Source organism: Pseudomonas sp. HS6-2 (assembly GCF_049325675.2).
GTDB classification, from domain to species: Bacteria; Pseudomonadota; Gammaproteobacteria; order Pseudomonadales; family Pseudomonadaceae; genus Aquipseudomonas; species Aquipseudomonas putida_N.
Genome location: NZ_CM143906.1, coordinates 1,503,956 through 1,529,228 on the forward strand (window position 1 = coordinate 1,503,956; position 25,273 = coordinate 1,529,228).

Consider the following 25,273-nt stretch of genomic DNA (forward strand, 5'->3'; position numbering starts at 1 on the left):
TGCTGCGCCGGGCGCATAAGCCACGGGAAGCCTCTCGTGGCGCAGATCGACCAGCTGGCCGACGGTGACTAGGCGAGCACATGAATGCGCCGGGGTATGAGGCCGAAGTGTTCTTCCGTTCTTCAGGCGAGCCGCAGATTGTGGCGCACAACTGCGTGTTTCATCATCTGGCCAAGGCGCATCCGGTGGTGTGTGAGCTGGACCTGGCCTTGATCGGCACGCTTGGCGGCCCCGAGGCAAGTCATGAGGAATGCATGCTCAGGGGCGGGCAGGTGTGTCGCTTTGCTCTGCGCAAGGATCAGCATTGAGGTTGCCTGTACCGGCCTCTTCGCGGGGCAAGCCCGCTCCTATGTGATCCCTTGTAGGAGCAGGCTTGCCCCGCGAAAGGGCCGGCACAGGAAAAATCAGTTCTGCCGTAGAATGCAGTCAAGCAACCCAGGAAACCGCTCGCCCAGCATTTCGCTGCGCAGCGAATTCATGTGGGTGGTGCCGACATTGCGGGTATGCACCAACCCCGCATCACGCAACACGCGGAAATGGTGCGACATGCTCGACTTCGGCCGCCCGCCATCGAGCTCGCCGCAGCTGGCCTCGGCCACGCCGGCCAGGTGGCGGACGATGCCCAGGCGCACCGGGTCGCTCAGGGCGTAGAGTACGCGCTCGAGAATCAGGTCTTCAGGGTTGGGGTGTTGGTAGGCTCGCATGGCCGACATGATAACGGGGGTTTCATTAATTGCCATAGTTCGATTATGATCGAACAATCGTATCCAGATGATCCGGAGCTGCCCATGTCTGCCCTGTTCCAACCCTACACCCTCAAAGATGTCACTTTGCGCAACCGCATCGCCATCCCGCCGATGTGCCAGTACATGGCCGAGGACGGCATGATCAACGACTGGCACCATGTGCACTTGGCTGGCCTGGCCCGTGGCGGTGCCGGCCTGCTGGTGGTCGAGGCCACCGCCGTGGCGCCGGAAGGGCGCATTACCCCCGGTTGCGCCGGGATCTGGAGCGACGCCCATGCCCAGGCCTTCGTGCCGGTGGTGCAGGCGATCAAGGCCGCAGGCTCGGTGCCGGGTATCCAGATTGCCCACGCCGGGCGCAAGGCCAGCGCCAACCGCCCATGGGAAGGGGATGACCACATCGCCGGCGACGATACCCGCGGCTGGGACACCATTGCGCCGTCGGCCATCGCCTTTGGCGCGCACCTGCCGAAAGTACCGCGCGCGATGACCCTGGACGACATCGCCCGGGTCAAACAGGATTTCGTCGACGCCGCGCGCCGTGCGCGTGATGCCGGTTTCGAGTGGATCGAGCTGCATTTCGCCCACGGCTACCTGGGGCAGAGCTTCTTCTCCGAGCACTCCAACCAGCGCACCGATGCCTACGGTGGCAGCTTCGACAACCGCAGCCGTTTCCTGCTGGAAACCCTGGCCGCTGTGCGTGAGGTCTGGCCGGAGAACCTGCCGCTGACCGCGCGCTTTGGTGTGCTGGAGTATGACGGTCGCGATGAGCAGACCCTGGAAGAGTCGATTGAACTGGCGCGCCGCTTCAAGGCGGGCGGGTTGGACCTGCTGAGCGTCAGTGTCGGTTTCACCATTCCTGAAACCAACATTCCTTGGGGCCCTGCATTCATGGGCCCGATTGCCGAGCGCGTTCGTCGTGAGGCAGGGCTGCCGGTGACCTCGGCGTGGGGCTTTGGCACGCCGCAGCTCGCCGAGGAAGCGCTGCAGTCACGTCAGCTGGACCTGGTATCGGTTGGCCGTGCGCACCTGGCCGACCCGCACTGGGCGTACTTCGCAGCCAAGGAGCTGGGCGTGGACAAGGCCTCCTGGACCTTGCCAGCACCGTATGCGCACTGGCTCGAGCGTTATCGCTGAGCCTTGAAGCAGCCCCACAGGCACTACCGCGCTTGTGGGGCGCAGGTTATTCGCCGATGCGCCAGCCAACCTGGCGCATCGCGCTCAGCAAGCGTTGCCCACCCAACCCCGGCACCAGCACCCCATCCGCTGTAAGCATGTCTTCGCCTGCAACCAGTGCGTTGACGATCGCCTCCTCCACCGCCTCAGCCGCCGCCATGAAAAGCGGCGTGATATGGTCATTGGCGAGCATCTGTACCGGCTGACTGAATGGCACCCCTTTGCGTCCATAGGCCGCAGGGGGAAGTTGCTGGTCGGCAGTGGAAAACGCCACGAACAGATCGCCGCTGGCATCTTCGGTACCGCCCCCGGTCCGGGCGATGCCGATCGAAGCCCGCTGCGCCAGACGCTGGCACTGGTGGGGTAGCAACGGGGCATCGGTGGCGATGATCACCACGATCGAGCCCATGCCCGGCTCGCCCCGTTCGGCGAAGGGTGAGGGGATCTCGTCGAGCACCCGGCCGACCGGGTAACCATCGACCCGCAGCTCCCGCCGTTGGCCGTGGTTGGCCTGCAACAGCACGCCCACCGTCCAGCCCCCCTGGTCAGGTGGCAGGCGCCGTGAAGCCGTGCCGATACCACCCTTGAACTCATGGCAGATCATGCCGGTGCCACCGCCCACCGCACCTTCGGCAACTGGCCCGGACTCGGCGCGGGCCAGCGCTTCGTTCACCTGGTCGGGCCCTACGTGCTGGCCCCAGATATCGTTGAGCAGGCCGTCGTAGGTCTCCAGCACCACGGGCATGCACCAGTACACCGACGGGTCGGCCAGGGTGTCGCGTTCTGCGGTGATCAGTGCGTCGCGCACCACCCCGACACTGTGGGTGTTGGTGATGGCAATCGGGGTAGTCAGCAGGCCGGCTTCGCGGATCCACTCAAGGCCTGTGGCGTCGCCGTTGCCGTTGAGTACGTGGACCCCGGCAAAGCAAGGCGCCAGGCGGGCCGCTGCCGGGCGTGGCTGGATCACCGTCACGCCGGTGCGGACCTGTTTGTCGGCACTGTCGGCCATCAAGGTGCTGTGGCCGACTCGGATGCCGGGTACATCGGTGATGGCGTTGAATTGACCGGGCACGCCATGGCCCAGGGTGATACCAAGTTGACGAGCGCGCATAAGGACTCCTGTGGGTCAGAGCGTTGTGAGTCAGAGCTTCTGGAAGGCTGGGCTGAACTTGCCGTAGGTGCTATAGAGCATCACCGAGACGGCCAGCAGTACAAGAATGATGAGAATGTCACGAAGGGGGGCGCCAAGCAGGCCGCTGAGCAGCAGGTAACCCGCGCCGACCACCGCCAGCAGCGCTGGCGCCGGCCACAAGGGCATGCGATAGGGGTGTTCGCGGTCGCTGCGCAGCACACGGCTGAACAGAGCGCACAGCGCGACCGCCAGGTACACCATCAGGAGCAGCAGCACGGTGAACGAGGTCATCTCTTCCAGATTGGAGCTGAAGCTCAGGGCAGCGGACGGTATGGCCAGCAGCAGGGTGGCCAGCCAGGGCGAATCCCAGCGTGGGTGGATGCGGGTGAACAGGCGGTTCAGGGTAGGCGTCCACAGCTGATCGCGGCCACTGCTGAAGATCACCCGGCCAGACTGGATGACGATGGCGATGATGGCATTGAAAACCGAAAGGAAAATGCCCGCGCTCACTAGCCGTGACAGCGTCGGGTTGCCGTGGGCGTTGAGCAGGTAGCCGATCGGGTCGCTGCTGGCCAGCATCGCCTCCAGCGATGGCGCGCCCAGCAACAACGCGCAGATGGGTATCAGCTCGATGGCCACCACCAGCGCCAGGGACCAGAGCACTGCCCGATGGGTGCTGCGGCCACCGTCCTTCATGTCTTCGGCCAGTACCACGGCGGCGCCGAAGCCGTTGTAGGCGAACAGGGCCGTGCCGATCGAGGCGAACACCAGCGCCCAGGGGGTAGCGCTGAGCAGGCCGTGGTCGATGTGCTGGGGCGTGATCAACACGCTCAGCGGCTGGCTCACGTTACCCAAGCCCAGCGCCACGATGACCAGCACCGCCGCCATTTCGCATAACAGGAACACGCCCGTGACCCAGGCGTTGAGGCGGATATTGAGGATGCCGAGGGCATAGCTGCCGGTGACGATCGCCAGGGCCACGGTCTGGGTATCGAAGGCCGTGCCCAGGGCGTTGTTCAGGTAGGTCGCGGCCCCGGTGGCCAGCACCGGTGGAATGAACAGCAGCGAGACCAGCACCGTGAGGAAGGTGGCGTAGCCGGCTATGCCGCCGAACACGCGCTTGGCATACACATACTCGCCGCCAGCAGAACTGTGGGCCCGGCCCAGCTCGGCATAGCACCAGGCGAACATCAGTGCCAGCGCTGCTGCCAATACGAAGGCCAGCACGGCACCGCTGCCGGCCTGGGCAATGGCGAAGGGTGCAATCACGAACACGGAACTGGCCGGAGTCACCGCCGAAACGGTGATCGCGACCACATCGAGCATGCCCAGGCTGGGCTTTAGCGCACTGTCGTGCATGTCGTTTTCCTCGAATTGTTATTGGGGGTTGAGGCAGTGACGAAAGGCGCGAACACCCGCGGATGGGGTGCTGCATGGGCTGCAATCTAGGCCTGGTGCTGTGGCCGGCCAATTACCATTTGGGGTTACGCCCCTTGACGCGGGCGCTGCAAAGGAGGGAAATCGCATCACCTTTTCAGGGGAGCCGGCACGGTGCACAACGTTTTTCATGAAGTCGGCATGCATGCCAATCTTGGCCGTACCATCGAACAGATCGGTCAGCCACGCTTCTGGAAGCAACTGATCCTGTTGCTGCATCGCTGGTTGCCGTTCGATAACGCCCTGGCGGCGTACTACCCCGGCAGCGGTACCCCCGTGGTGCTGGAAGAGCACGATGCAACGCCGCAGGCAGGGCCGGTGGCAATGTCCTTGTACCTGAGCGGGCTGTATCAGCTCGACCCGTTCTACCTGGCGTGCCAGGACGGTGTGGGCAGTGGCCTGTATCGGCTCGACGAGGTGGCGCCGGACCAGTTCCACCAGAGCGAGTACTACATCAGCTGGTTCCAGGCCCATGTGCTGGCGGATGAGGTGCAGTTCATCCTGCAGCTCCCAGGCCAGGGCGCGCTGAGCTTGTCGCTGGGGCGGGGGGAGGCCTTTGATGACGAGCAGTGCGGCTTGCTGGCGATGCTCTGCCCGTGGGTGCTGGCGCTGATGCAGCAACATTGGCAGGCCGGTAGCAAGCGCGTGCTGGCGCAGGATGAGCCGGTGGCGGTGCAGGTGCGTGATGCCCTCAGCCAGTTCGGCGCTGGGGTGTTGTCCGAGCGCGAGCTGGAGATTGCCCGGCTGATCTTGCGCGGGTTTTCCTCGAAGGCCATGGCCGAGCGCCTGGCGATTTCACCCGAGACGATCAAGGTTCATCGTCGCCACCTGTATGCCAAGCTGGATATCTCTTCACAGCCAGAGCTGTTTTCATTGTTCCTGCAATCGTTGGGGCACGACCCGCAGCACCCTTGAGTGCCGAGCGTACCCCTGCGCATCAGAAGCGATCCAGCCGGTAGGCCCCCAGGTCGGGGGCGCTGGCCTGCGCAGCCAGATGCCCCACCCATTCCGCGGTCACCGCTGCCTGGGTCAAGCCCAGATGCTGATGCCCGAACGCCAGCAGCACCCGCCCATCACACACCCGGTCGATCACCGGCAACGAGTCCGGCAACGATGGCCTGAAACCCATCCATGGCGTCGCGCCTTCAACGCTCAGGTCCTGGTGGAACAAGCCCTTGCTCAACCGGTGCAACTGCCACGCCCGCTGCATGCTGGGCGGTGCATCGAGGCCGGCGAACTCTACCGTGCCGGCCAGGCGCAACCCGCCAGCCATGGGCGTCATGATGAACTTGCGCTCCAGCGAGGTGACCGCGAACGGCAGGCGCTGCTGCTCCTGCGGCAGCATCAGGTGATAGCCGCGCTCGGTGTCCAGCGGTACGCGCTTGCCGGTCAGCGCTGCCGTCAGCTGTGCAGAATGTGCGCCGCAACTGAGCAGCACCTGGCGCGCCTTGAACGTCCCCTGGTCACTGGCCAGTCTGACCCCGTCGCCCTGCACTTGCCCACCCGAAACCCGCGCCTGGACAAAACGCACACCGCTGGCTTTGGCCGCCTCGAACAGCGCGCAGACCACCTGGTACGGGTCGATGAAGTGCCCGGTACGCGGGAAGAACAAACCGCCCAACAGCGCAGGGTTCAGTTGCGGCGCTGCCTCGCGCACGTGCTCGGCCGACCAGAAATCCACCGCCACGTCCTGTTGCTGCATGCGCGCCTGCAAGGCTTGCAACGCCTGACGCGACTCGGGCCGCTCGAACACCAGCAACGAGCCATCTGCCTTGAACAGCTCGCTGCGCCCGATCGAGCCCAGCAAGCGCTGCCAGGCCCCCAGGCTGCCTTCGTTCAATGCCCGGATACCGGCCACGCTGCGCCGGAATGGCGCCGGGCGCAGGTTGAGCAGCAGCCGGGTGAACCACGGCATGGCCTTGGGCAGGTACTTCCAGTCCAGGCGCAGCGGGCCCATCGGGTCGAGCAGCATGCGCGGCAGGCGCTTGAGGATCGACAGGTCGGCGATCGGAAACACCTGCTCGGTGGCCAGGTGCCCGGCGTTGCCGTACGAGGCACCCTGGCCGGGCGCCTGCTGATCGAGCAGCAGCACCCGACGGCCCTGGCGGGCCAGTTGCAGGGCGCAGGCCACGCCGACGATGCCGGCGCCGACCACAGCGATATCGGTTTCAGGGGTGTCGACCATGCTCAGGCTTCCCGCTGACCGTCGAGCAAGCGCCGCAGCTGCAGCGGGTTGCCGTGCTTGAGTGCCTGCGGCAGCAGGGCATCGGGGAAGTCCTGGTAGCACACCGGGCGCAGGAAGCGCAGGATCGCCGCCGTGCCGACCGAGGTGGTGCGGGCATCGGAGGTGGCCGGGAACGGCCCGCCGTGGACCATCGCATCACACACCTCGACACCGGTCGGCCAGCCGTTGACCAGGATGCGCCCGGCCTTGCGTTCCAGGGTCGGCAGCAGGGCTTGGGCGCTGTCGATGTCGGCATCGTCCAGTTGCAGCGTGGCGGTCAGCTGGCCCTCAAGGTGCTCGGCCACCTGGCGGACCTGCTCGTCGCTGGCGCAGGCCACCACCAGCGAAGCGGCGCCAAACACCTCGGCCTGCAACGCTGGGTCGCTGAGAAACGCTTCGGCCTGAGTCACGAACAGCTGCGCCTGGCATTGGTTCGGCCCTTGCTGCGCCTGGCCGCTGGCGGCTACCGTAGCGTTGGCGTTGTTGACCAAGGCGCCGACGCCAGCGGCATAGGCGCTGGCAATGCCCGGGGTGAGCATGGTCTGCGCGGCAGCCTGGCGCACATGTTCGCTGGCCGCCTCGATGAAGCGCTGTAGCGCCGGCCCCTGGCGGGCGATCACCAGGCCTGGATTGGTGCAGAATTGCCCGGCGCCCTGGGTCAGCGAGGCGACGAAGCCTTGTGCCAGTGCTGCGCCACGGGCCTGCAGCGCGGCGTCGAAGAGAAACACCGGGTTGATCGAGCTCATCTCGGCATACACCGGAATTGGCTCCGGACGTGCCTGGGCCGCCTGGCACAGAGCAATACCGCCGCTGCGCGAGCCGGTGAAACCGACCGCTTTGATGCGTGGGTCGCTGACCAGAGCGATGCCGACCTCGCGGCCGGCACCATACAGCAACGAGAACACGCCCTCAGGCAGGCCGCAGTGTTTGACCGCGCGGGCCACGGCCTGGCCGACCAGTTCGCTGGTGCCAGGGTGCGCGGCGTGGGCCTTGACCACCACCGGGCAACCGGCGGCCAGTGCCGAGGCGGTGTCGCCGCCTGCCACCGAGAATGCCAGCGGGAAGTTGCTGGCGCCGAACACCGCCACCGGGCCCAGGGCCACCTGGCGCTGGCGCAGGTCGGCGCGCGGCAGCGGCTGGCGTTCGGGCAGGGCATTGTCGACCCGCACATCGAGCCATTCGCCGCTGCGGACCACCCGGGCAAAGGTGCGCAGTTGCGTGCAGGTGCGACCACGTTCGCCCTGGATGCGCGCTTTGGGCAGGCCGCTTTCGGCCACGGCGCGGTCGATCAGTGCATCGCCCAGCGCTTCGATTTCGCTGGCGATGGTTTCGAGGAAACTGGCGCGCTGTTCCAGCGCGGTTTCGCGGTAGGCGTCGAACGCCGCCCAGGCCAGTGCGCAGGCCTGGGCCACGTGTTCGCCGGTGCCGCCGGCATAGGCGGGTTCGAGGGCCTGGTTGGTGGCCGGGTCGATGGCGCGGATCGCGTCGCGGCTGCCGGGTACGGCGCGCTGGCCGATCAGCAGGTTGCCTGTCAGGGTCATGGGGCGTCCTTCTTTCAGGAGAAGATCTTGAAACTGAGGTGATCCCTGTAGGAGCGGCGGTGCGGCGATCCGACTTGCCCCGCGAAGAAGGCGACGCGGAGCATCGCACCGGCTTTGCCGGTGTTCGCGGGGCAAGCTCGCCTCTACACAGGGCGTGCGTTGTTTCTTATGCCAAGTTCTGCTCAGCCGACCAGTTGGCGTACCACTTGCGGAACAGCGCGTACTGCTGCTCGGCATAGTTGCGCTGGGCATCGGTGAGCACGTCGGTTTCGTTGAAGTGCAGGCTGTACTCGGTGTCGCCGTTGAGCACCATCAGGTGCTTGTAGTACAGCACCAGGTCGCAGCCTTCATCGAACGACGACAACACCGCCAACGCTGCTTCCAGTTCGCGTGCCAGGCGGCGGGCCTTGGCGTCGCCCTTGGCGGCCTGCTTGCTCAGGCTCACCAGCTGCAGCACTTCACGCGGCAGGGCGTTGCCGATACCGGTGATGGCACCGGTGGCGGCGCAGTTGACGAAGCCATGCACCACCTGGGTGTCGACGCCGACCATCAGGGTCACGTCGTCATCCTTCGAGGTGATGTGCTCGGCGGCGTAGCGCAGGTCGGCACCGCCGCCGAACTCCTTGAAACCGATCAGGTTGGGGAATTCGCGACGCAGTTCGAAGAACAGGTCGGCGCGGGTGGCGAAGCCGTAGTAGGGGCTGTTGTAGATCACCGCCGGCAGCTTCGGCGCGGCGGCGAGAATGGCCGAGAAGTGGTGTTTCTGGGCGATCAGCGAAGCACCGCGGCTGAGCACACGGGGGATGACCATCAGGCCGGCGGCACCCACCTTGGCGGCGTGGGCCGCGTGGGCGACGGCTTCGCGGGTGTTCACCGCACCAGTGCCGACGATGGTCGGGATGCCGGCGGCCACCAGGCGGGCCACGCCTTCCTGGCGTTCGGCTTCGGTCAGCAGCGGCCAGTCGCCCATCGAACCGCAGTAGACCACGGCGCTCATGCCGGCTTCGATCAGCTCGCGGCCCTTGCGCACCAGGGCGTCGAAGTCCGGCTTGCGCGCGGCGGTGCATGGGGTCATCAGGGCAGGCATGGTGCCGGTGAAGATGTTGTCAGTCATTGTTGTCACTCCTGGCGATATTCAGTGGTTTAAAAAGCCGGGTTCAAATGCCCCAGGCGAATGGATCCCGTTCGTCGATCAGCAGGGTGCTGTCGGCGGTCATGTAGGCGCGGCCGGTGATGAACGGGCGAATGCGCTCGCCGTCGCGCTCGTAGCGGCCGTGGAACTGGCTGCCGGTGATGCTGGCCTGGACCCAGGTCTGGCCTTCCTCAAGCTTGCCGTCGGCGGCCAGGCACGCCAGCTTGGCGCTGGTGCCGGTGCCACAGGGCGAGCGGTCGTAGGCCTTGCCCGGGCACATGACGAAGTTGCGACTGTCGGCATGGGCGTCGTCGGCGAACAGTTCGACATGGTCGATCGGCGCACCGTGCTCGCCGGTGATGCCTTGGGCGTCGAGGGCCTTGAGCATGGCCCAGGTGTACTCGGTGAGGGCTTCGCGGTTGTCCAGTTCGATGCGCTGGCCGTGCTCGGAGACCAAGAAGAACCAGTTGCCGCCCCAGGCGATGTCGCCGCGCACCACACCATGGCCGGGCACCTCCACCGCCACTTGCTGGCGATAGCGGTAGGACGGCACGTTGCCGACGGTGATGGCGCCGTCTTCATGCAGGGTGGCGCTAACTTGGCCGACCGGGGTGTCGATCTTGTGCACGCCGGGTTCGATCAGGCCCAGGTGCTGCAGCGAGGCCACCAGGCCGATGGTGCCGTGGCCGCACATGTTCAGGTAGCCGGCGTTGTTGAAGAAGATCACCCCGCAAGTGGCGTCGGCCGATACCGGTGGGCAATACAGCGCGCCGACCAGCACATCGTTGCCGCGCGGTTCCAGCAGGCAGGCACGGCGCCATTGGTCGTGCAGCTCGCGCAATTCGTCGCGCTGCTCGACCATGCTGCGCCCCTGCAGCGGCGGGAAGCCTTTCATTACCAGGCGGGTTGGTTCGCCGCCGGTATGCGAGTCGATGACGTGAATCTGTTTCATGGGCTTGTCCATTGCTGATGGGATCAGGAGGCGACGGCAGGGCGGCCGCTGTAGGTTTCAGCCGAGGCTTCGCTTTCATCCTCGCCTTCCAGGTGCACCAGGTGAGCCGGCACGCCGGTGGCTGCGCCCCAGTAGTAGATGCCCAGGGCGCAGACGGCCACGGCCAGGGTGTCGAACGGGTGGCCGAGCACGCCCAGGCCGCCGAAGCTGCCCAGCCACGACAGAAGGATGGTCACGGCGTAGAAGCCGATCAGCCAGGCCGCCGAACGCACTTGCTGGGCCAGCGACAGGTGCTGGGTCGGGACGAAGCGGCCGCACAGCAGGTACAGCACGAACATCACGATCTGCAGGGCCAGCAGCCAGGACACGGTGCTCCAGCCCGACCAGTAGACGATCAGTGCGGCGATGATGAACGACAGCGGGCCGAGCACGCTCATGCCCTTGACCCGGAATGGGCGTGGCATGTCTGGCGCATTGCGGCGCAGGGCGGCGACGGTGACCGGCGCCACGGCGTAGCTCAGGACCAAAGCGGCGGACACCACGTTGATCAGCGCTTCCCAGGAAGGGAATGGCAGGGTCCAGAACACCGACAGGGCGAAGGTCAGCCACAGCGCCGGGCGCGGGATGCCCGACTCGGCGTCGATGCGGGTGAAGTACTTGAAGAAGGTGCCGGTCTGCGCCCAGCCATAGACCACGCGCGGGGTGGCGTTCATGTAGATGTTGCCGCAGCCGCTGGGGGAGATCACCGCATCGGCAACCACCAGGTAGGCCAGCCAGCCCACGCCAAGGGCCAGGGCGATGTCACGGTAGGGCAGGGCCAGTTCCTTGGTCACCGCGGCCCAGCCGTTGGTGAGCATTTCGGTCGGCACGCTGCCGAGGAAAGCCAGTTGCAGCAGGGCGTAGATTGCGGTGGACAACAGCACCGAGAGGATCAGTGCGATCGGGATGGTGCGCTGCGGGTTCTTCACTTCGCTGGCCACCGAGATGATCGGCGTCAGCCCCAGGTAGGCGAAGATGATGCCACCCGCCGACACCGCCATTTCCACGCCAGACAGGCCGAACGGGGCGAAGCCCTGGACCTCGAAGTTTTCTGGCTTGAAGAAGGTGAACAGCACGCCGATCACCAGCAGCGGGACGATGAACTTGAACACGCTGACCAGGTTGTTGGCCTTGGCGAAGGTCTTCACGCTGCGGTAGTTGAGAAAGAAGAACAGCCCCAGCAAGGCGAACTGCACCAGCCAGCCGAGCACCGTCGGGTCGCTGGAGCCGGCCTTGGTCAGCTCGGGGAACCAGGCTGCGGCGTACTGGCGCGAGGCGACCACTTCGATGGCGATCAGGCTGGAGAAGGCGATCAGGGTGATGAAGCCCATCAGGTAGCCGAGCAGCGGGCCGTGCGAGTAAACCGGGTAGCGCACCACGCCACCGGCCCGCGGCAGGGCGGCACCAAGTTCGCAATAGACGATGCCCAGCAGCAACACGGCGAAGCCGCCGAGGAACCAGGAGAGAATACCGGCCGGCCCGGCGATGGCCGAGACGTGGCTGGCGGCGAACAGCCAGCCGGAGCCGAAGATGGCGCCGAGGCCGATGAAGGTGAGGTCGAGCAATGACAGCTGTTTCTTGAATTTGCCTGACATGGGTGCGCCTTTTTGTAGGTTTTGGATAGGCAGGTCTGATGTCACGTGATGCGGCTTTTTACGGCCGCGCTCTTGTAGGTCTTGGGCGGCTTGCGTGGGGCATAGAGTGGACCTGAACGGGGCGGGGGTTCTTGATGGTTTTCTGCAGGCGGGATGACGAAATCGGCACAGTTGTAATAAATACTGGCGCAGAAGCCGGTTGAATGATTAGGCTGCAGGCCTTGCTGTATAAGGGGTTTAGAAGTTTTTTTGCATTGATGGCCCTTTCGCGGGGCAAGCCCGCTCCTACAGGAAATGCACAAGACCAAAGGGCAGTGGTGTACCTGTAGGAGCGGGCTTGTCCCGCGAAAGGGCCAGTAGCATCAACCAAGAGCATGCAGATGACACAAGACTCCCTGGCAACCCTGTACCAGTCCCTAGACCAGCACCGCCCGGCCACACTCGAAGCCCTGCTGGCCGGTGTTTCGCTGCTGCTACCGATCCTCGACGCGATCCCTAACGCCGCGATCTTCATCAAGGACCCAGCTGCCCGCTATGTGCTGGCCAACACCACGCTGGTCCAGCGTTGTGGCCTCAAGCGCCTGCAGCCGCTACTGGGCAAGACCAGCGCCGAGGTGTTCCCGGCGCAACTGGGCCCCGGCTATACCGAGCAGGATCGCCGCGTGCTCAAGGATGGGCTGGTGCTGGAAGATCAGCTCGAACTGCACCTGTACGGCAGCCGTGAACCGGGCTGGTGCCTGACCCACAAGCGCCCGCTGCGCAATCCGGCGGGCGAGATCATCGGCCTGGTAGGCATCTCCGTCGACCTGCAGTCCGCCGCCGACACCCACCCCGCCTATCAGCGCCTGGCGGCCGTGGACGAGCACATCCGTCGGCATTTCCACCAGCCCATCAGCATGAATGAGTTGACCCGCATAGCCGGGATTTCCGTGGCGCAGCTGGAGCGCTACTGCAAGCGGGTGTTCCACCTCACCCCGCGGCAGATGATCCACAAGGCACGCCTGGAGCACGCCCACCGGCTGCTGCATTCTGATTTGCCGATCACCGAAGTGGCGCTGCGCTGCGGCTACACCGACCACAGCGCGTTTAGCCGCCAGTTCAAGCAATTGACCGGTTTCACTCCGCGTCAGTACCGCCAGGCAACGGCGAATCAGGCGGATTGAAACAGCCGTTTGGCTTCGTCGAAGCACTGCTCGGCAATCGCCGAGCGTGGCTCGCTGCGGCGCAGCAGCAGGCCGACCGGGCTGTGAATGCTGGCGTCGGTGATCGGGAGGATGCGCATGTGTTCGCTGAGGTCTTCCAGGCCGCAACCGAGTGGCATGATTGCGCAGCACACGCCGGTGTTGATGGCCTGCACCAGCTGGAAGGTCGAGTCGCTTTCCAGCACGGCATTGGGCTCGAGGCCGCGGCTGCGGAAGCTCAGGTCCAGTGACTGACGGTAGTGCATGCCCTTGCTCAGCAGGCCCAGGGGAATGTCGGCGAGTTCGTCCCAGCGCAGGCAGTCGGTGTCGAACTGGAAGTGCTGGGTGTCGAACAGCAGGCCCATGGTGGTGGTGCCCAGTTCGATCACTTCGAAGAAGTTGGCGTTGACCTGGTCGAGGTAGCAGATGCCAAGGTCGAGCTGGTTGCGGCTCAGGCCGTCCATGATCTGCTCGGTGCTGTGCGAACTGAGCTGGAACTGCAGTTCGGGGTACTTCTCGCGCAGCGGCAGCAGCAGGTGCATGGGGTTGAAGCTGGCCAGCGGCACGGTGCCCAGGCGCAGGCTACCGACCACCTGGCCACGGCAACTGGCGGCCTCGGCCTGCAGGCCGTCATGGGCGGCGAGCAGGGTGCGGGCCCAGGCCAGGATGCGCTCGCCTGCCTCGGTGAAACCCTCGAAGCGCTGGCCGCGCTTGACCAGCACCAGGTCCAGTTCGTCTTCCAGGTTGCGCAGGCGCATGGACAGGGTCGGCTGGGTGATATGGCACAGCGCCGCCGCCTGGCCGAAGTGGCGGGTCTGGTCGAGGGCGATGAGGAACTTGAGCTGCTTGATGTCCATGGAAGTGCCTGGGGTCTGTTTGTGCAGACCTTAACCCACGTCTGCGATAGATGTCATTGATCGGCCGGTTCGCCATTTCGATTGGACGCTGATCAGGCTTGCCTCTAGCGTGACGACAATGCCATTCAAGGAGCTTCACCGTGCGCGTCCAACCCGATGCGGTTTTCGTACCGCTGAATATCGCCGTGCTGACCGTCAGCGATACCCGTACCTACGACAACGACACCTCTGGCGATCTGCTGGCCAGCCGCTCGGTGGAGGTCGGCCATCGCCTGGCGGCGCGGGCGCTGCTCAAGGACGACCTGTACAAGATCCGCGCCCAGGTGGCGACCTGGATCGCCGATGACGACGTGCAGGTGGTGCTGATTACCGGCGGCACCGGTTTTACCGGGCGTGACAGCACGCCGGAGGCAGTGCAGTGCCTGCTGGATCGGAGCGTCGATGGCTTTGGCGAACTGTTCCGCGCCTTGTCCATTCTCGATATCGGCAGCTCGACGGTGCAGAGCAGGGCGCTGGCGGGGATTTCCAACGGCACCCTGGTGTGCTGCCTGCCCGGCTCGACCGGCGCTTGCCGTACGGCCTGGGAAGGCATTCTGGTGGAGCAGCTGGATGCGCGGCATCGGCCCTGTAATTTCGTGAAGCATCTGAAGCCTATCGAAGCCTGCGAAAGCCGCGGTTAGCCCATACCGGCCTCTTCGCGGGACAGCCCGCTCCTTCTGAGGGATGTGCTTGCCTGTAGGAGCGGGCTTGTCCCGCGAAGAGGCCATCAGCTCAATACATGATCCACCGGCAGCAACACCGGTGGCAGCGGCTCGACCCCCAGGGCCCCCAGCACATCCCGCTCCACCGTGCGCACCATGGCATCCATCGGCAGGTCGTTTTCATCCCGCCCGAACGGGTCCTCCAGTTCGTTGCCAATCGCATCCAGCCCGAAGAAGGTGTAGCCGACAATGGTGGTGAACAGTGGTGCCAGCCAACCCAGCGGTTCGGCCAGCGCAAACGGCAGCAACAGGCAGAAGATGTAGATGGTGCGGTGCAGCAGCAGGGTATAGGGGAACGGCAGTGGCGAGCCCTTGATCCGCTCGCAGGTGGCCTGCACCTCGGTCAGCCCGGCCAGACGCTGCTCCAGCAGGGTGTAGCGCCATTCGCTGATCTGCCCTTGCTCTGCCAGCCGCGAGCAGTGGCTGCCAATGTCGCGCAGGATGCCATCGCACACGTTGTGCGCGGCCACCGGAGCAGCCGCGTTCAGCCATGAGCGTGTGGCGTTCACTTCGTCCTCGTTGCGCAGCCGTGCATTCAGCCCATGGGCAAACCCGCACAGGCTGCGCAACAGCTCGGCGCGCAGTTTCTCGTCGGCGATCACCACGCTCTCGCGCACGAACGAACGGGTTTCAATGATCAGCTTGCCCCAGGCCTTGCGCCCCTCCCACCAACGGTCGTAGCAGGCGTTGTTGCGAAAGCTCATGAAGATCGACAGCGACAGGCCAAGCAAGGTGAACGGTGTGGCGCTGACCGGGTAGAAGAAAGCCGGAAAGTGCCGCTCGACCAGCACGATCAGCGCGGCGAGCAAGGTCACCATCAGGCAGCGCAGGGCAATGCGCTTGACGATCGAGCCCTTGAGGGTGAACAGCACGCGCAGCACATCGGGGCGGGGATGGACGATCATGGAGATCCAGAGGCAGCCGATCAGCCGCCGGTCATGTTCATGAAACGCAGGATCTGCACCTCGCCACCGACTTCGAAATGATGGCGGTAGGGCTTGAGGTGCAGTGAGTCACGGATGGCTTTGTCCAGCCGTGCCGCATCGCCGGGGTGGGCGCGCAGCACCTGCTTGAGGTCCATCGAGTGTTCGTTGCCCAGGCACAGCAGCAGGCGGCCTTCGACGGTCAGGCGCACGCGGTTGCAGGTGGCGCAGAAATTGTGGCTGTGCGGCGAAATGAAACCGACCCGGGTGCTGGCGGCTTCGGCCAGGCGCCAGTAGCGCGCCGGACCTTGGGAGGATTCTGTGGATTCGATCAGGGTGAAGTGCTCGGCCAGGCGCTCGCGCACCTCATCGCTGGAGCAGAACGACTCGCCGCGCTCATGTTCGTTGATCACCCCCAACGGCATCTCTTCGATAAAGGTGATGTCCAGCTCGCGGTCGATGGCGAAGCGCACCAGGTCGACCAGCTCGTGGTCGTTACGGCCCTTGAGCACCACGCAGTTGAGTTTGGTGCGCTGGAAGCCGGCCTGGCGTGCGGCGTCGATGCCGGCAATCACCTGATGCAGGTCACCCGTGCGGGTCAGTTGCTTGAAACGCTCGGCGTCGAGGCTGTCGAGGCTGATGTTCAGGCGGGTGACGCCGGCGTCGAACAGCGGCTGGGCCAGGCGCCCGAGCTGCGAGCCGTTGCTGGTCATGCACAATTCACGCAGGCCGGGCAGGGCGGCAATGCGCCCGCACAGGTCGACAATGCCCTGGCGTACCAGCGGCTCGCCACCGGTGAGGCGGATCTTGCGGGTGCCGAGGGCGACAAAGCGCTCGGCCACCTGGAACAGTTCTTCCAGGCTGAGGATCTGCTGGCGCGGCAGGAATTGCATGTCTTCGGCCATGCAGTACACGCAACGGAAGTCGCAGCGGTCTGTGACCGACATCCGCAGGTAGTCGATTTTCCGGTTGAAGCCGTCGATCAGGGCCCTGCTGTTCTGTTCCACGTTGGCGCTCGAAAGGAAGTGGGGGCTACAGGATCCAAGCTATAGCCTGTGGCCAGCCCCGTCAAATCGCTTTCCCTGACTGCTTGATCAATGTCCTCTATCACGGCTGCAGGCCAGGTGCGGCAAGGGCTACAGGGCATGATCGAGGGCGCTTATCGTGCCGTAAGGTATTTCGATTGGACGGCTCTGGGCCGGGCTCCATAGGCTGGAAAAAACACCGGGCAGATCGAATCGGTGAACATTTCCATGCCGCGTGAGGATTGACCGCATGAGCCAGGACCAACACATCAGGGACTACAAGGGCCCCGCCGCCGGCTGGGGCGCGCTGAAGAGCGTGACCAAGAGCTGGCTGGGCAGCGAGAACGCCTTCAAGAACCTGCGGGCCATGCTCAAGACCAACCAGAACGGTGGCTTCGACTGCCCGGGCTGCGCCTGGGGCGAGTCGCCGGAAGGCGACATGGTCAAGTTCTGCGAAAACGGCGCCAAGGCGGTTAACTGGGAGGCCACCGGCCGCTCGGTCGACCCGGCATTCTTTGCCAAGTACAGCGTCAGCGCGTTGCTCGACCAGACCGACTACTGGCTCGAATACCAAGGCCGCCTGACCCACCCGATGCGCTACGACGCGGCCACCGACCACTACGTCGAAACCAGTTGGCAAGAGGCTTTCGAGCTCATCGCCCAGCACTTGCACGCGCTCGACTCGGCCGACCAGGCCGAGTTCTATACCTCAGGCCGGGCCAGCAACGAGGCGGCGTTCCTTTACCAGCTGTTCGTCCGCGCCTACGGCACCAACAACTTCCCTGACTGCTCGAACATGTGCCACGAAGCCAGCGGCGCCGGCATGTCGGAAACCCTCGGGGTGGGCAAGGGCACCGTGGTGTTCCATGACCTGGAACTGGCTGACGCGATCTTCGTCATCGGCCAGAACCCCGGCACCAACCACCCGCGCATGCTCGAACCGCTGCGCGAGGCGGTCAAGCGCGGTGCCCAGGTGGTGTGCTTCAACCCGCTCAAGGAGCGTGGCCTGGAACGCTTCCAGCACCCGCAGCATCCGTTCGAAATGCTCAGCAACGGCTCCGAGCCGACCACTAGCGCTTACTTCCGCCCGGCCCTGGGCGGCGACATGGCAGCCATGCGCGGTATCGCCAAGTTCCTCTTGCAGTGGGAACGCGAAGCCCAGTCCAAGGGCGAGCCGGCGGTGTTCGACCATGCCTTCATCGCCGAGCACACCAGCGGCGTCGATGACTACCTGGCGGCGGTGGATGCCACCTCCTGGGCGCACATCGTCAAGCAGTCGGGCCTGACCCTGGCCGAGATCGAGCTGGCCGCGCGCATGTACCGCAAGGCCGAGCGGGTCATCATGTGCTGGGCCATGGGCGTCACCCAGCATCGCCATTCGGTGGCGACCGTGCAGGAAATCGTCAACCTGCAGTTGCTGCGCGGCAACGTTGGCAAGCCCGGTGCCGGCCTGTCGCCGGTGCGCGGCCATAGCAACGTACAGGGTGACCGCACCATGGGCATTGACGAGAAGCCCAATGCGGCGCTGCTCGATGCCATCGAAAAACGCTTCAAGTTCCGTGTGCCGCGCGGCCACGGGCACAACGCGGTGCTGGCGATCAAGGCCATGGAAGAAGGGAAGGCCAAGGTGTTCGTCGCCCTGGGCGGCAACTTCGCCCAAGCCACGCCGGATACCCCGCGCACCCACGCGGCGCTGCGCAACTGCGCGCTGACCGTGCAGATCTCCACCAAGCTCAACCGCTCGCACCTGGTCACCGGGCGCGATGCCCTGATCCTGCCGTGCCTGGGCCGTACCGAGATCGATATGCAGGCCGAGGGGCCGCAAGGCGTGACGGTGGAAGACACCTTCAGCATGGTGCATATCTCCAACGGCCAGCTGCGCCCGCGTTCGCCGCACATGCGTTCGGAGCCTTGGATCATCGCCGGCATGGCCAAGGCCACCTTGGGCAACCAGCCGATCGACTGGGAGTACGCGGTTGCCGACTACAACCGCATTCGCAGCATGATCGCCGACGTTATCCCGGGCTTCGCCAATTTCAACCAGCGCCTGCAGCACCCGGGTGGCTTCCACCTCGGTAACAACGCGGCGGACCGAAACTTCCGCACGGCCACACGCAAGGCTCGCTTCATGCCCCACGCGCTACCGGAGGAACTGGTCAACGCCAAGGTGCTGGCACGCGGTGACAAGCCGGACCTGATCCTGCAGACCATGCGTTCGCACGACCAGTACAACACCACGTTGTACGGGCTCGATGACCGTTATCGCGGGGTGTTCGGCCTGCGCGAGGTGGTGTTCGTCAGCGAAGCGGACATCCGCCGCCTGGGCTTCGAGCCGGGCGAGCAGGTGGACCTGGTGTCGCTGTGGGAGGATGGCGTGGAGCGGCGGGTGTCGGGCTTCCGCCTGGTGCCCTATGACATTCCGGATGGCCAGGCAGCGGCTTATTACCCCGAGACCAACCCGCTGGTGCCGCTGGAGAGTTATGGCGAGGGGACTTACACGCCGACGTCCAAGTTCATTGCGATCAAGCTGGAGAAAGCCAAGGCCGGAAATCGGATCGGGGCGGTGCTCGCTTCGGATTGATGGGCTGCCTGGGCCGGCCTCTTCGCGGCTTTAGCCGTAAAAGGGCCGGCTCCGATTCAGGGTCGATGCACCGGAAAGGCCGTGGTGTATTTCATCTGCTCCATGGCAAAACTGGAGGTGATGTTCGACAGCCCATCGGTGCTGGTGATCAGCTTCTTGTAGAAACGGTCATACGCTGCGATGTCGCCCACCACTACCCGCAGCATGTAGTCCCAGTCCCCGGACATGCGGTAGAACTCCATCACTTCCTCGAACCCCTTCACCGTCGTCGCGAACTGTTCCAGCCAGGCGCTGTCGTGGCGCTGGGTCTTGAGCTGGACGAATACAGTCAGCCCCAGCCCCAAGCGCTCGGGGTCGAGCAGGGCGACACGGCCGAGGATGTAGCCTTCTTCTTCCAGGCGCTTGACCCGCTTCCAGCACGGCGTGGTCGATAGGTTGACCGCTTCGGCCAGGTCCTTGAGCGAGATCGAGGCGTCGCGCTGCAAGAGGGTGAGGATGTGTTGGTCGAAACTGTCCATGGCAGGGCAAAACCATCGAGAAAAATTTTCCCCAGATTACCTCAGGCCTAGGAAATTTTCCTGAATTGCGCCGGCATTGCCGGCACGCCAGGTTGTTGCCATAGTTGCAGGCTTGAATCCTGCCAATGGGCCCGACCATGTCCGATAAGCCGCGTAATTTCGCCACCCGTACCATTCACGCCGGCGAGCAGTTCAGCGTTGCCGACAACGCCATCTTCCCGCCCATCTATACCGCCAGTTCCTACATCAAGCGCAGCCTCGACGATCACCCCGAATACGCTTACAGCCGTGTCGGCAACCCGACCCGGCATGCCTATGAAAGCTGTGTTGCCGCGCTGGAGGAGGGTGTCGGTGCGGTGGCCTGTGCATCGGGTGTGAATGCCACCGCCACGGTCCTGGAACTGCTGCCCAAGGACGCTCACGTGGTGGTGATGAATGGCGTATATGGCGGCACCTTTCGCATCCTCGAAGACTACCGCGGGCGTACTTCGGGCCTGACCACTACCTATGTCGACCTCAATGATGTCGAGGCGTTGGCGGCCTCGATCAAGCCAGAGACCCAGCTGATCTGGATCGAGTCACCGACCAACCCGTTGCTGCACCTGGTGGACATCAAGGCGGTGTGCGACCTGGCCCGTGCCCGCGGCATCCTCACCTGCATCGACAACACCTTCTGCTCACCGTGGAACCAGCGCCCGATCACCCTTGGCGTGGACCTGGTGATGCACTCGGCGAGCAAGTACATCGGCGGCCATTCAGACCTCACCGGGGGCGTGGTGGTCGCTGCCAATGACCAACTGCTGGCGCGGTTGCGCAAGATCAGCATGGCGGTAGGCGCGATCCAGGGGCCGTTCGACTGCTACCTGGCCCTGCGTGGGCTGAAGACCCTGGATGTGCGCATGGAGCGCCAGTGCGCCAATGCGCTGCAGGTGGCGCGCTTCCTCGAAGGCCACCCGCAGGTCGAGCAAGTGTTCTACCCGGGGCTGGAAAGCCACCCGCAGCACGACCTGTGCAAGCGGCAGATGCGCGCTGGCGGAGCGGTGGTGGCGATGAAGGTCAAGGGCGCTGATCGGGCGGCGCTCAACCGGCTGGTCGAGTCCCTGCAGATCTTCGTGCTGGCCGACTCGCTGGGCGGTGTGGAGAGCATGATCAACCACTCCTGGAGCATGTCGCACAACTCGTTGAGCCCGGCGCAGAAGGGCGAGATGGGGATCAGCGAGAACCTGTTGCGGTTGTCGGTGGGGATCGAGGATTACCGCGACCTGATCGAAGACCTGGATGGAGCCTTGAAGGCTTCAGCTGCGGTGTAAGGGCTGCTGGCCCTATCGCGAGCTGCGCTCGCTCCTACGGGGAATGTGTAATCCTGTAGGAACGAGCGCAGCTCGCGATGAGGCCGGTGACTTCAAAACATGACTATCAGGATTTCGGCGGATGGATGATCCGTTCGATCTTGTCCTTGAGCAGCAGTCTTTCCTTGCGCAGGCGGTTGACCGCCTCGTCGTTGGTGCCATTGGCCTCGGCGGCCAGCACCTCCTTGTCCTTGGTGTTGTATTCCTTGTGCAGCTTGTGAAGGTCCTGGTCCTTGTCTATGAGCGCCTGGAATGCGTCAGCGGTAACGTGCAGGTCAGCGAGCAGATCGTGCGGAACTGGCATTTCTTCACCTCTGTCAGGGTTGTCGGTAAGGTCCTGACCTTTGAGGATAGCCGCCTTTGCGCAGGTGGGGGACTGGGGTAGGCTGTCGCATCCTTTCCCGTGCCTGGAACCTGCGCCATGCCTCACTTGAACCTGGAATACAGCGACAACCTGCGCGAACTCAACGTCGATGTGCTGTTGCTGCGCCTGAACCATGCCCTGGTCGGCAGTGGCCAGTTCGCCGACGAGGCCGACATCAAGAGCCGTGCCGAGGCCTTCAGGCAGTACCGGGTCGGCACCGCACCGGGTGAGCGGGCCTTCGCCCATGTGCGCCTGGCCATCCTCAGCGGGCGGTCACCCGAGGTGAAGCAGCAGTTGTCGAACGGCCTGCTCGAGGTGTTGCGCGAATCCATCCCGGCCCAGGCCGGTATGGACATCCAGCTGTGCGTCGAAGTGCTCGACATCGATCGCGAACCCTATGCCAAGGCACGTCTGCACGGCTGAACAAATGCTGAATGAAGTTAATTTAATGTAAAAAAATGCATCGGCTTACGAATTTGTTACCGTCTTTTTCACGAAAAATTGATGGTGCGCTTTCTAGAGTTCGCCCGACTTTCCCACGGTGCCTTCCGGCCTGGGGGGTTGATAACCACTCTTGATTGCGAATGCCGATGCTCAACTTCAAATCCCTGCGGACTGAATGGGTCACGCTGTTGGCCAGCGTTTACCTGCTGGTCGGTCTCAACATGTTCCTCTGGAAGCACCTGCAAGAGGTGGTACCCGCCGGGGTATCGGGGCTTTGGCTGAGCCTGGCGTTCGCCGTGCTGATGCTCTTCGCGTTCAACCTGGTATTGACGCTGTTCGCCTTCCGTTATGTATTGAAGCCGCTATTGATCGTGCTGTTCGTGAGTGGGGCGGGTGCCGCTTACTTCATGAACCAGTATGGCGTGCTTATTGATGCCGGCATGTTCCGCAACATGGCCGAGACCAATGTTACGGAAGTGCGCGACCTGATGTCGTTGAAGTTCGCTGCCTATATTCTTTTGCTCGGCGTATTGCCGTCGGTACTGCTGTGGAAAGCGCAGATCGCCTACCGCCCGTGGCCCCGCGAGCTGCTGGGCAAGCTGGTGGTCAGCGGGGCCTGCGTGGTGGCACTGGGCTCGGTGGCCCTGGTCAACTATCAAGGGCTGTCGTCGCTGTTTCGCAACCACCACGAACTGCGCCTGATGCTTACCCCGAGCAATGTCGTCGGCGCGACCATCGGTTATGTCAACGAGCGCGTCGGTACCGCTGCGCGTCCGTTCCAGAATTATGGCGAAGATGCCAAACGCGATGCCGCCTGGCAGAAACACGAGCGCAAATCGCTGACCGTGCTGGTGGTCGGTGAAAGTGCGCGGGCCGATCACTTCGGCGTGCTGGGCTATGAGCGCGATACCACCCCGAACCTGGCCAAGGAACAGGGCTTGGTGAGTTTCTCCGATGTGCATTCCTGCGGTACCGAAACCGCCGTTTCGGTGCCATGCATGTTCTCTGGCATGAAGCGCAAGGAATATGATGCGCGCGTGGCGAAGAACCGCGAAGGGCTGCTGGACATCCTCCAGCGTGCCGGCCTGGCCGTGCAGTGGCGCGACAACCAGTCGGGGTGCAAAGGCACCTGCGACCGCGTGCAGTTCATCGACGTCAGCAACCTCAAGGACCCGCAGCTGTGCGCCAGCGGCGAATGCCATGACGAAGTCCTGTTGCAGGGCCTGGGCGAGCTGATCGACAACCTCGACAAGGACACCGTGCTGGTGCTGCACCAGATGGGCAGCCACGGCCCCGAGTACTTCAAGCGCTACCCCAAGGGCGACGAGCGCTTCACCCCGGTTTGCCAGAGCAATGCGCTGGACCAGTGCAGCGAGCAGGAAATCATCAACGGCTACGACAACACCCTGGCCTACACTGACAAGGTGCTCTCCTCGCTGATCGACACCCTGCGCAGCAAGCAGGACAAGGTCGACACGGCAATGATCTACCTGTCCGACCATGGCGAGTCGCTGGGTGAGTACAACCTGTTCCTGCACGGCACCCCGTATGCCATTGCCCCCGAACAACAAAAGCACGTGCCATTGCTGACCTGGTTCTCCGACAGCTACAAAGAGGACTTCGGTATCGACACCGACTGCCTGGCCAAGCTCAGCGATGCACCGCTGTCGCAGGACAACCTGTTCCACTCGATGCTGGGCCTGCTGCAGGTGCACACCGAGGTCTACCAGCAGTCGCTGGACATGTTTGCCAGCTGCCGGCCGTGGTTGGCCGCCCAGCGCTGAGGCCGTTCATCTAGTCCAGGGATGGCGCAGGTTTCACCACCAGGGCCCGCGCCGTATATACTGCGCGCCAATGTTTGTGGGAGAGCCTTGTGGCCATCGAAATTCACTGGATCCGTGACGACCAGACCCTGGCCGAACACTGCCGCAAGTGGCGTGAACTGCCCTTCGTGGCGCTCGACACCGAGTTCATGCGGGTCGACACCTTCTACCCGAAAGCCGGCCTGGTGCAGGTCGGTGACGGGCAGCGGGCTTTCCTCATCGACCCGCTGCTGATCGGCAACTGGCAGCCGCTGGGCGAACTGCTCGACGACAGCAACGTGGTCAAGGTGCTGCACGCCTGTAGCGAAGACCTCGAAGTGCTGCTGCGCCTGACTGGCAAGCTGCCGCAACCGTTGTTCGACACTCAGCTGGCGGCCGGTTACCTGAACCTGGGCTTCTCCATGGGCTATTCGCGCCTGGTGCAGGAAGTGCTGGGCATCGAGCTGCCCAAGGGCGAAACCCGCTCTGACTGGCTGCAGCGCCCGCTGTCGGAAACCCAGGTCAGCTACGCCGCCGAAGATGCCGTGCACCTGGCCGAACTGTTCACTGCCCTGCAGCCGCGCCTGTCCGACGACAAGTACGCCTGGGTGCTGGACGACGGCGCCGAGCTGGTGGCCGCCCTGCGCCGTGAGGTCGAACCCGAGATCCTCTATCGCGACGTCAAGCTCGCCTGGAAGCTGGGCCGCCAGCAGTTGGCGGTGCTGCGCGAACTGTGCGCCTGGCGCGAGCGCGAAGCACGCAGCCGCGACGTGCCACGCAACCGCATCCTCAAGGAACATTCGCTGTGGCCCATGGCCAAGGGCCAGCCGGACAACCTTTCGGCCTTGGCCAAGATTGAAGAAATGCACCCGCGCACCATCCGTCAGGACGGCGCCTTCCTGCTCGAGCTGATCAAGCGCGCCGGCAGCCTGCCGCCCGAACAGTGGCCTGAGCCGCTGCCTGAGCCGCTGCCGATCGAAGCCGCCGGCATCCTCAAGCGCCTGCGCGCCATCGGCCAGGCCGAAGGCGAGCGCCTGGGGATCGCCCCGGAGCTGATGCTGCGCAAGAAGGCCCTGGAAGCCCTGCTCAAGAGCGGCTACCCCAACGGCCCCTACCAACTGCCCGATTCGCTGCGCGGCTGGCGCCGTGAGCGGATGGGCCAGGCCCTGCTCGACGACCTCGCAGGCGCCGGAGACAAGCAATGAAACGTATCTGCTCGATCTACAAGAGCCCACGCAAGAACGAAATGTACCTCTACGTGCTCAAGGCCGAAGGCCTGGAGCGGGTGCCAGAGGCGCTGCTGCCGTTTTTTGGCAAGCCGGTGCATGCCTTCGACCTAGTGTTGACCCCGGAGCGCCAACTGGCCCGCGAAGACATCGCCAAGGTGCTGGAAAACCTCGAGACCCAGGGTTATCACTTGCAGATGCCACCGGCCGAGGACGAGTACATCGAGCACTTGCCCGAAGAGCTGCTGCGCCGTAACGACCCGGTCTGATC

General features: G+C 64.3%; 23 protein-coding genes and 1 pseudogene. 11 read left to right on the forward strand and 13 right to left on the reverse strand.

Annotated elements, in window-relative coordinates:
• Positions 1 to 74: 74 nt before the first annotated feature.
• Positions 75 to 308 (forward strand): annotated as a pseudogene (locus ACOKS3_RS07160) (helix-turn-helix transcriptional regulator); the annotation flags it as partial.
• 96 nt (positions 309 to 404) lie between these two features.
• On the opposite strand, the gene ACOKS3_RS07165 reads toward ACOKS3_RS07160, so the two are convergent.
• Positions 405 to 740: an ArsR/SmtB family transcription factor gene (locus ACOKS3_RS07165; RefSeq protein ID WP_103446307.1), complete on the reverse strand. Its 336-nt coding sequence runs from the start codon at positions 738 to 740 to the stop codon at positions 405 to 407.
• Between the two features lie 48 nt (positions 741 to 788).
• Here ACOKS3_RS07165 and xenA point away from each other — a divergent pair, with 48 nt between their 5' ends.
• Positions 789 to 1,880: a xenobiotic reductase XenA gene (gene xenA / locus ACOKS3_RS07170; protein WP_103446308.1), complete on the forward strand. Its 1,092-nt coding sequence runs from the start codon at positions 789 to 791 to the stop codon at positions 1,878 to 1,880.
• A gap of 46 nt (positions 1,881 to 1,926) precedes the next feature.
• On the opposite strand, the gene ACOKS3_RS07175 is transcribed toward xenA, so the two are convergent.
• Positions 1,927 to 3,030, reverse strand: a complete 1,104-nt coding sequence (locus ACOKS3_RS07175; RefSeq protein WP_103446309.1) for a DmpA family aminopeptidase — start codon at positions 3,028 to 3,030, stop codon at positions 1,927 to 1,929.
• A 30-nt stretch (positions 3,031 to 3,060) separates the two neighbouring features.
• Positions 3,061 to 4,410: an APC family permease gene (locus ACOKS3_RS07180; RefSeq protein WP_422764261.1), complete on the reverse strand. Its 1,350-nt coding sequence runs from the start codon at positions 4,408 to 4,410 to the stop codon at positions 3,061 to 3,063.
• Positions 4,411 to 4,629: 219 nt separating this feature from the next.
• Here ACOKS3_RS07180 and ACOKS3_RS07185 point away from each other — a divergent pair, with 219 nt between their 5' ends.
• Positions 4,630 to 5,403, forward strand: a complete 774-nt coding sequence (locus ACOKS3_RS07185; protein ID WP_374755312.1) for a helix-turn-helix transcriptional regulator — start codon at positions 4,630 to 4,632, stop codon at positions 5,401 to 5,403.
• Between the two features lie 22 nt (positions 5,404 to 5,425).
• Here the strand turns inward: ACOKS3_RS07185 and ACOKS3_RS07190 are convergent, their stop codons facing one another.
• From ACOKS3_RS07190 to ACOKS3_RS07210, 5 genes are all read right to left on the reverse strand, one after another.
• Positions 5,426 to 6,673: an NAD(P)/FAD-dependent oxidoreductase gene (locus ACOKS3_RS07190; RefSeq protein ID WP_103446312.1), complete on the reverse strand. Its 1,248-nt coding sequence runs from the start codon at positions 6,671 to 6,673 to the stop codon at positions 5,426 to 5,428.
• Positions 6,674 to 6,675: 2 nt separating this feature from the next.
• Complete coding sequence (locus tag ACOKS3_RS07195) at positions 6,676 to 8,253, reverse strand: aldehyde dehydrogenase (NADP(+)) (RefSeq protein WP_103446313.1); 1,578 nt, start codon at positions 8,251 to 8,253, stop codon at positions 6,676 to 6,678.
• A 166-nt stretch (positions 8,254 to 8,419) separates the two neighbouring features.
• A complete protein-coding gene (locus tag ACOKS3_RS07200; RefSeq protein ID WP_103446314.1) occupies positions 8,420 to 9,367 on the reverse strand; it encodes a dihydrodipicolinate synthase family protein in 948 nt (315 codons plus the stop codon).
• A 43-nt stretch (positions 9,368 to 9,410) separates the two neighbouring features.
• Positions 9,411 to 10,337, reverse strand: a complete 927-nt coding sequence (locus tag ACOKS3_RS07205) for a 4-hydroxyproline epimerase (protein ID WP_422764260.1) — start codon at positions 10,335 to 10,337, stop codon at positions 9,411 to 9,413.
• A gap of 23 nt (positions 10,338 to 10,360) precedes the next feature.
• Positions 10,361 to 11,971 (reverse strand): APC family permease, encoded by a 1,611-nt coding sequence (locus ACOKS3_RS07210; RefSeq protein WP_103446316.1) that lies wholly within the window; start codon positions 11,969 to 11,971, stop codon positions 10,361 to 10,363.
• 380 nt (positions 11,972 to 12,351) lie between these two features.
• On the opposite strand from ACOKS3_RS07210, the gene ACOKS3_RS07215 reads away from it, so the two are divergent.
• A complete protein-coding gene (locus tag ACOKS3_RS07215) occupies positions 12,352 to 13,134 on the forward strand; it encodes an AraC family transcriptional regulator (RefSeq protein ID WP_422764259.1) in 783 nt (260 codons plus the stop codon).
• Here the strand turns inward: ACOKS3_RS07215 and ACOKS3_RS07220 are convergent.
• Positions 13,122 to 14,009, reverse strand: a complete 888-nt coding sequence (locus ACOKS3_RS07220; protein WP_422764258.1) for a LysR family transcriptional regulator — start codon at positions 14,007 to 14,009, stop codon at positions 13,122 to 13,124. The genes ACOKS3_RS07215 and ACOKS3_RS07220 overlap by 13 nt on opposite strands.
• Before the next feature lie 140 nt (positions 14,010 to 14,149).
• On the opposite strand from ACOKS3_RS07220, the gene moaB reads away from it, so the two are divergent.
• The gene (moaB, locus tag ACOKS3_RS07225) at positions 14,150 to 14,689 is read left to right on the forward strand and encodes a molybdenum cofactor biosynthesis protein B (protein WP_103446319.1); all 540 of its coding nucleotides are present in this window, start codon (positions 14,150 to 14,152) and stop codon (positions 14,687 to 14,689) included.
• Between the two features lie 86 nt (positions 14,690 to 14,775).
• Here moaB and ACOKS3_RS07230 read toward each other — a convergent pair whose 3' ends face one another.
• Both ACOKS3_RS07230 and moaA read right to left on the reverse strand, forming a co-directional pair.
• Positions 14,776 to 15,675 carry a bestrophin family protein gene (locus tag ACOKS3_RS07230; RefSeq protein ID WP_103446320.1) on the reverse strand — a complete coding sequence of 300 codons (900 nt, stop codon included), beginning with the start codon at positions 15,673 to 15,675 and terminating at the stop codon, positions 14,776 to 14,778.
• A gap of 20 nt (positions 15,676 to 15,695) precedes the next feature.
• Positions 15,696 to 16,700, reverse strand: coding sequence for a GTP 3',8-cyclase MoaA (gene moaA / locus ACOKS3_RS07235; RefSeq protein ID WP_103446321.1), 1,005 nt, complete (start codon positions 16,698 to 16,700; stop codon positions 15,696 to 15,698).
• A gap of 268 nt (positions 16,701 to 16,968) precedes the next feature.
• Between moaA and ACOKS3_RS07240 the strand changes: the two genes are divergently transcribed.
• Positions 16,969 to 19,299 (forward strand): FdhF/YdeP family oxidoreductase, encoded by a 2,331-nt coding sequence (locus tag ACOKS3_RS07240; RefSeq protein ID WP_103446322.1) that lies wholly within the window; start codon positions 16,969 to 16,971, stop codon positions 19,297 to 19,299.
• Positions 19,300 to 19,355: 56 nt separating this feature from the next.
• Here the strand turns inward: ACOKS3_RS07240 and ACOKS3_RS07245 are convergent, their stop codons facing one another.
• A complete protein-coding gene (locus ACOKS3_RS07245; RefSeq protein WP_103446323.1) occupies positions 19,356 to 19,817 on the reverse strand; it encodes an Lrp/AsnC family transcriptional regulator in 462 nt (153 codons plus the stop codon).
• Positions 19,818 to 19,942: 125 nt separating this feature from the next.
• Between ACOKS3_RS07245 and ACOKS3_RS07250 the strand changes: the two genes are divergently transcribed.
• Complete coding sequence (locus ACOKS3_RS07250) at positions 19,943 to 21,127, forward strand: trans-sulfuration enzyme family protein (RefSeq protein WP_103446324.1); 1,185 nt, start codon at positions 19,943 to 19,945, stop codon at positions 21,125 to 21,127.
• 106 nt (positions 21,128 to 21,233) lie between these two features.
• Here the strand turns inward: ACOKS3_RS07250 and ACOKS3_RS07255 are convergent, their stop codons facing one another.
• Positions 21,234 to 21,470: a YdcH family protein gene (locus ACOKS3_RS07255; protein ID WP_103446325.1), complete on the reverse strand. Its 237-nt coding sequence runs from the start codon at positions 21,468 to 21,470 to the stop codon at positions 21,234 to 21,236.
• 117 nt (positions 21,471 to 21,587) lie between these two features.
• Between ACOKS3_RS07255 and ACOKS3_RS07260 the strand changes: the two genes are divergently transcribed.
• The 4 genes from ACOKS3_RS07260 (at position 21,588) to ACOKS3_RS07275 (ending at position 25,271) form a co-directional block, all read left to right on the forward strand.
• A complete protein-coding gene (locus ACOKS3_RS07260) occupies positions 21,588 to 21,953 on the forward strand; it encodes a 5-carboxymethyl-2-hydroxymuconate Delta-isomerase (RefSeq protein ID WP_103446326.1) in 366 nt (121 codons plus the stop codon).
• Positions 21,954 to 22,120: 167 nt separating this feature from the next.
• A complete protein-coding gene (locus tag ACOKS3_RS07265) occupies positions 22,121 to 23,758 on the forward strand; it encodes a phosphoethanolamine transferase (protein WP_103448209.1) in 1,638 nt (545 codons plus the stop codon).
• A gap of 89 nt (positions 23,759 to 23,847) precedes the next feature.
• A complete protein-coding gene (rnd, locus tag ACOKS3_RS07270; RefSeq protein ID WP_103446327.1) occupies positions 23,848 to 24,981 on the forward strand; it encodes a ribonuclease D in 1,134 nt (377 codons plus the stop codon).
• Positions 24,978 to 25,271: a YcgL domain-containing protein gene (locus tag ACOKS3_RS07275; protein ID WP_103446328.1), complete on the forward strand. Its 294-nt coding sequence runs from the start codon at positions 24,978 to 24,980 to the stop codon at positions 25,269 to 25,271. Before rnd ends, ACOKS3_RS07275 begins: the two co-directional genes overlap by 4 nt.
• The last annotated feature ends 2 nt before the right edge of the window (positions 25,272 to 25,273 follow it).

Coding starts and splice junctions, on each gene's coding strand:
- ACOKS3_RS07165 (WP_103446307.1), bottom strand. CDS start 740: ATGGCAATTAATGAAACCCCCGTTATCATGTCGGCCATGCGAGCCTAC.
- xenA (WP_103446308.1), top strand. CDS start 789: ATGTCTGCCCTGTTCCAACCCTACACCCTCAAAGATGTCACTTTGCGC.
- ACOKS3_RS07175 (WP_103446309.1), bottom strand. CDS start 3,030: ATGCGCGCTCGTCAACTTGGTATCACCCTGGGCCATGGCGTGCCCGGT.
- ACOKS3_RS07180 (WP_422764261.1), bottom strand. CDS start 4,410: ATGCACGACAGTGCGCTAAAGCCCAGCCTGGGCATGCTCGATGTGGTC.
- ACOKS3_RS07185 (WP_374755312.1), top strand. CDS start 4,630: ATGCATGCCAATCTTGGCCGTACCATCGAACAGATCGGTCAGCCACGC.
- ACOKS3_RS07190 (WP_103446312.1), bottom strand. CDS start 6,673: ATGGTCGACACCCCTGAAACCGATATCGCTGTGGTCGGCGCCGGCATC.
- ACOKS3_RS07195 (WP_103446313.1), bottom strand. CDS start 8,253: ATGACCCTGACAGGCAACCTGCTGATCGGCCAGCGCGCCGTACCCGGC.
- ACOKS3_RS07200 (WP_103446314.1), bottom strand. CDS start 9,367: ATGACTGACAACATCTTCACCGGCACCATGCCTGCCCTGATGACCCCA.
- ACOKS3_RS07205 (WP_422764260.1), bottom strand. CDS start 10,337: ATGAAACAGATTCACGTCATCGACTCGCATACCGGCGGCGAACCAACC.
- ACOKS3_RS07210 (WP_103446316.1), bottom strand. CDS start 11,971: ATGTCAGGCAAATTCAAGAAACAGCTGTCATTGCTCGACCTCACCTTC.
- ACOKS3_RS07215 (WP_422764259.1), top strand. CDS start 12,352: ATGACACAAGACTCCCTGGCAACCCTGTACCAGTCCCTAGACCAGCAC.
- ACOKS3_RS07220 (WP_422764258.1), bottom strand. CDS start 14,009: ATGGACATCAAGCAGCTCAAGTTCCTCATCGCCCTCGACCAGACCCGC.
- ACOKS3_RS07230 (WP_103446320.1), bottom strand. CDS start 15,675: ATGATCGTCCATCCCCGCCCCGATGTGCTGCGCGTGCTGTTCACCCTC.
- ACOKS3_RS07240 (WP_103446322.1), top strand. CDS start 16,969: ATGAGCCAGGACCAACACATCAGGGACTACAAGGGCCCCGCCGCCGGC.
- ACOKS3_RS07245 (WP_103446323.1), bottom strand. CDS start 19,817: ATGGACAGTTTCGACCAACACATCCTCACCCTCTTGCAGCGCGACGCC.
- ACOKS3_RS07250 (WP_103446324.1), top strand. CDS start 19,943: ATGGGCCCGACCATGTCCGATAAGCCGCGTAATTTCGCCACCCGTACC.
- ACOKS3_RS07255 (WP_103446325.1), bottom strand. CDS start 21,470: ATGCCAGTTCCGCACGATCTGCTCGCTGACCTGCACGTTACCGCTGAC.
- ACOKS3_RS07260 (WP_103446326.1), top strand. CDS start 21,588: ATGCCTCACTTGAACCTGGAATACAGCGACAACCTGCGCGAACTCAAC.
- ACOKS3_RS07265 (WP_103448209.1), top strand. CDS start 22,121: ATGCTCAACTTCAAATCCCTGCGGACTGAATGGGTCACGCTGTTGGCC.
- ACOKS3_RS07275 (WP_103446328.1), top strand. CDS start 24,978: ATGAAACGTATCTGCTCGATCTACAAGAGCCCACGCAAGAACGAAATG.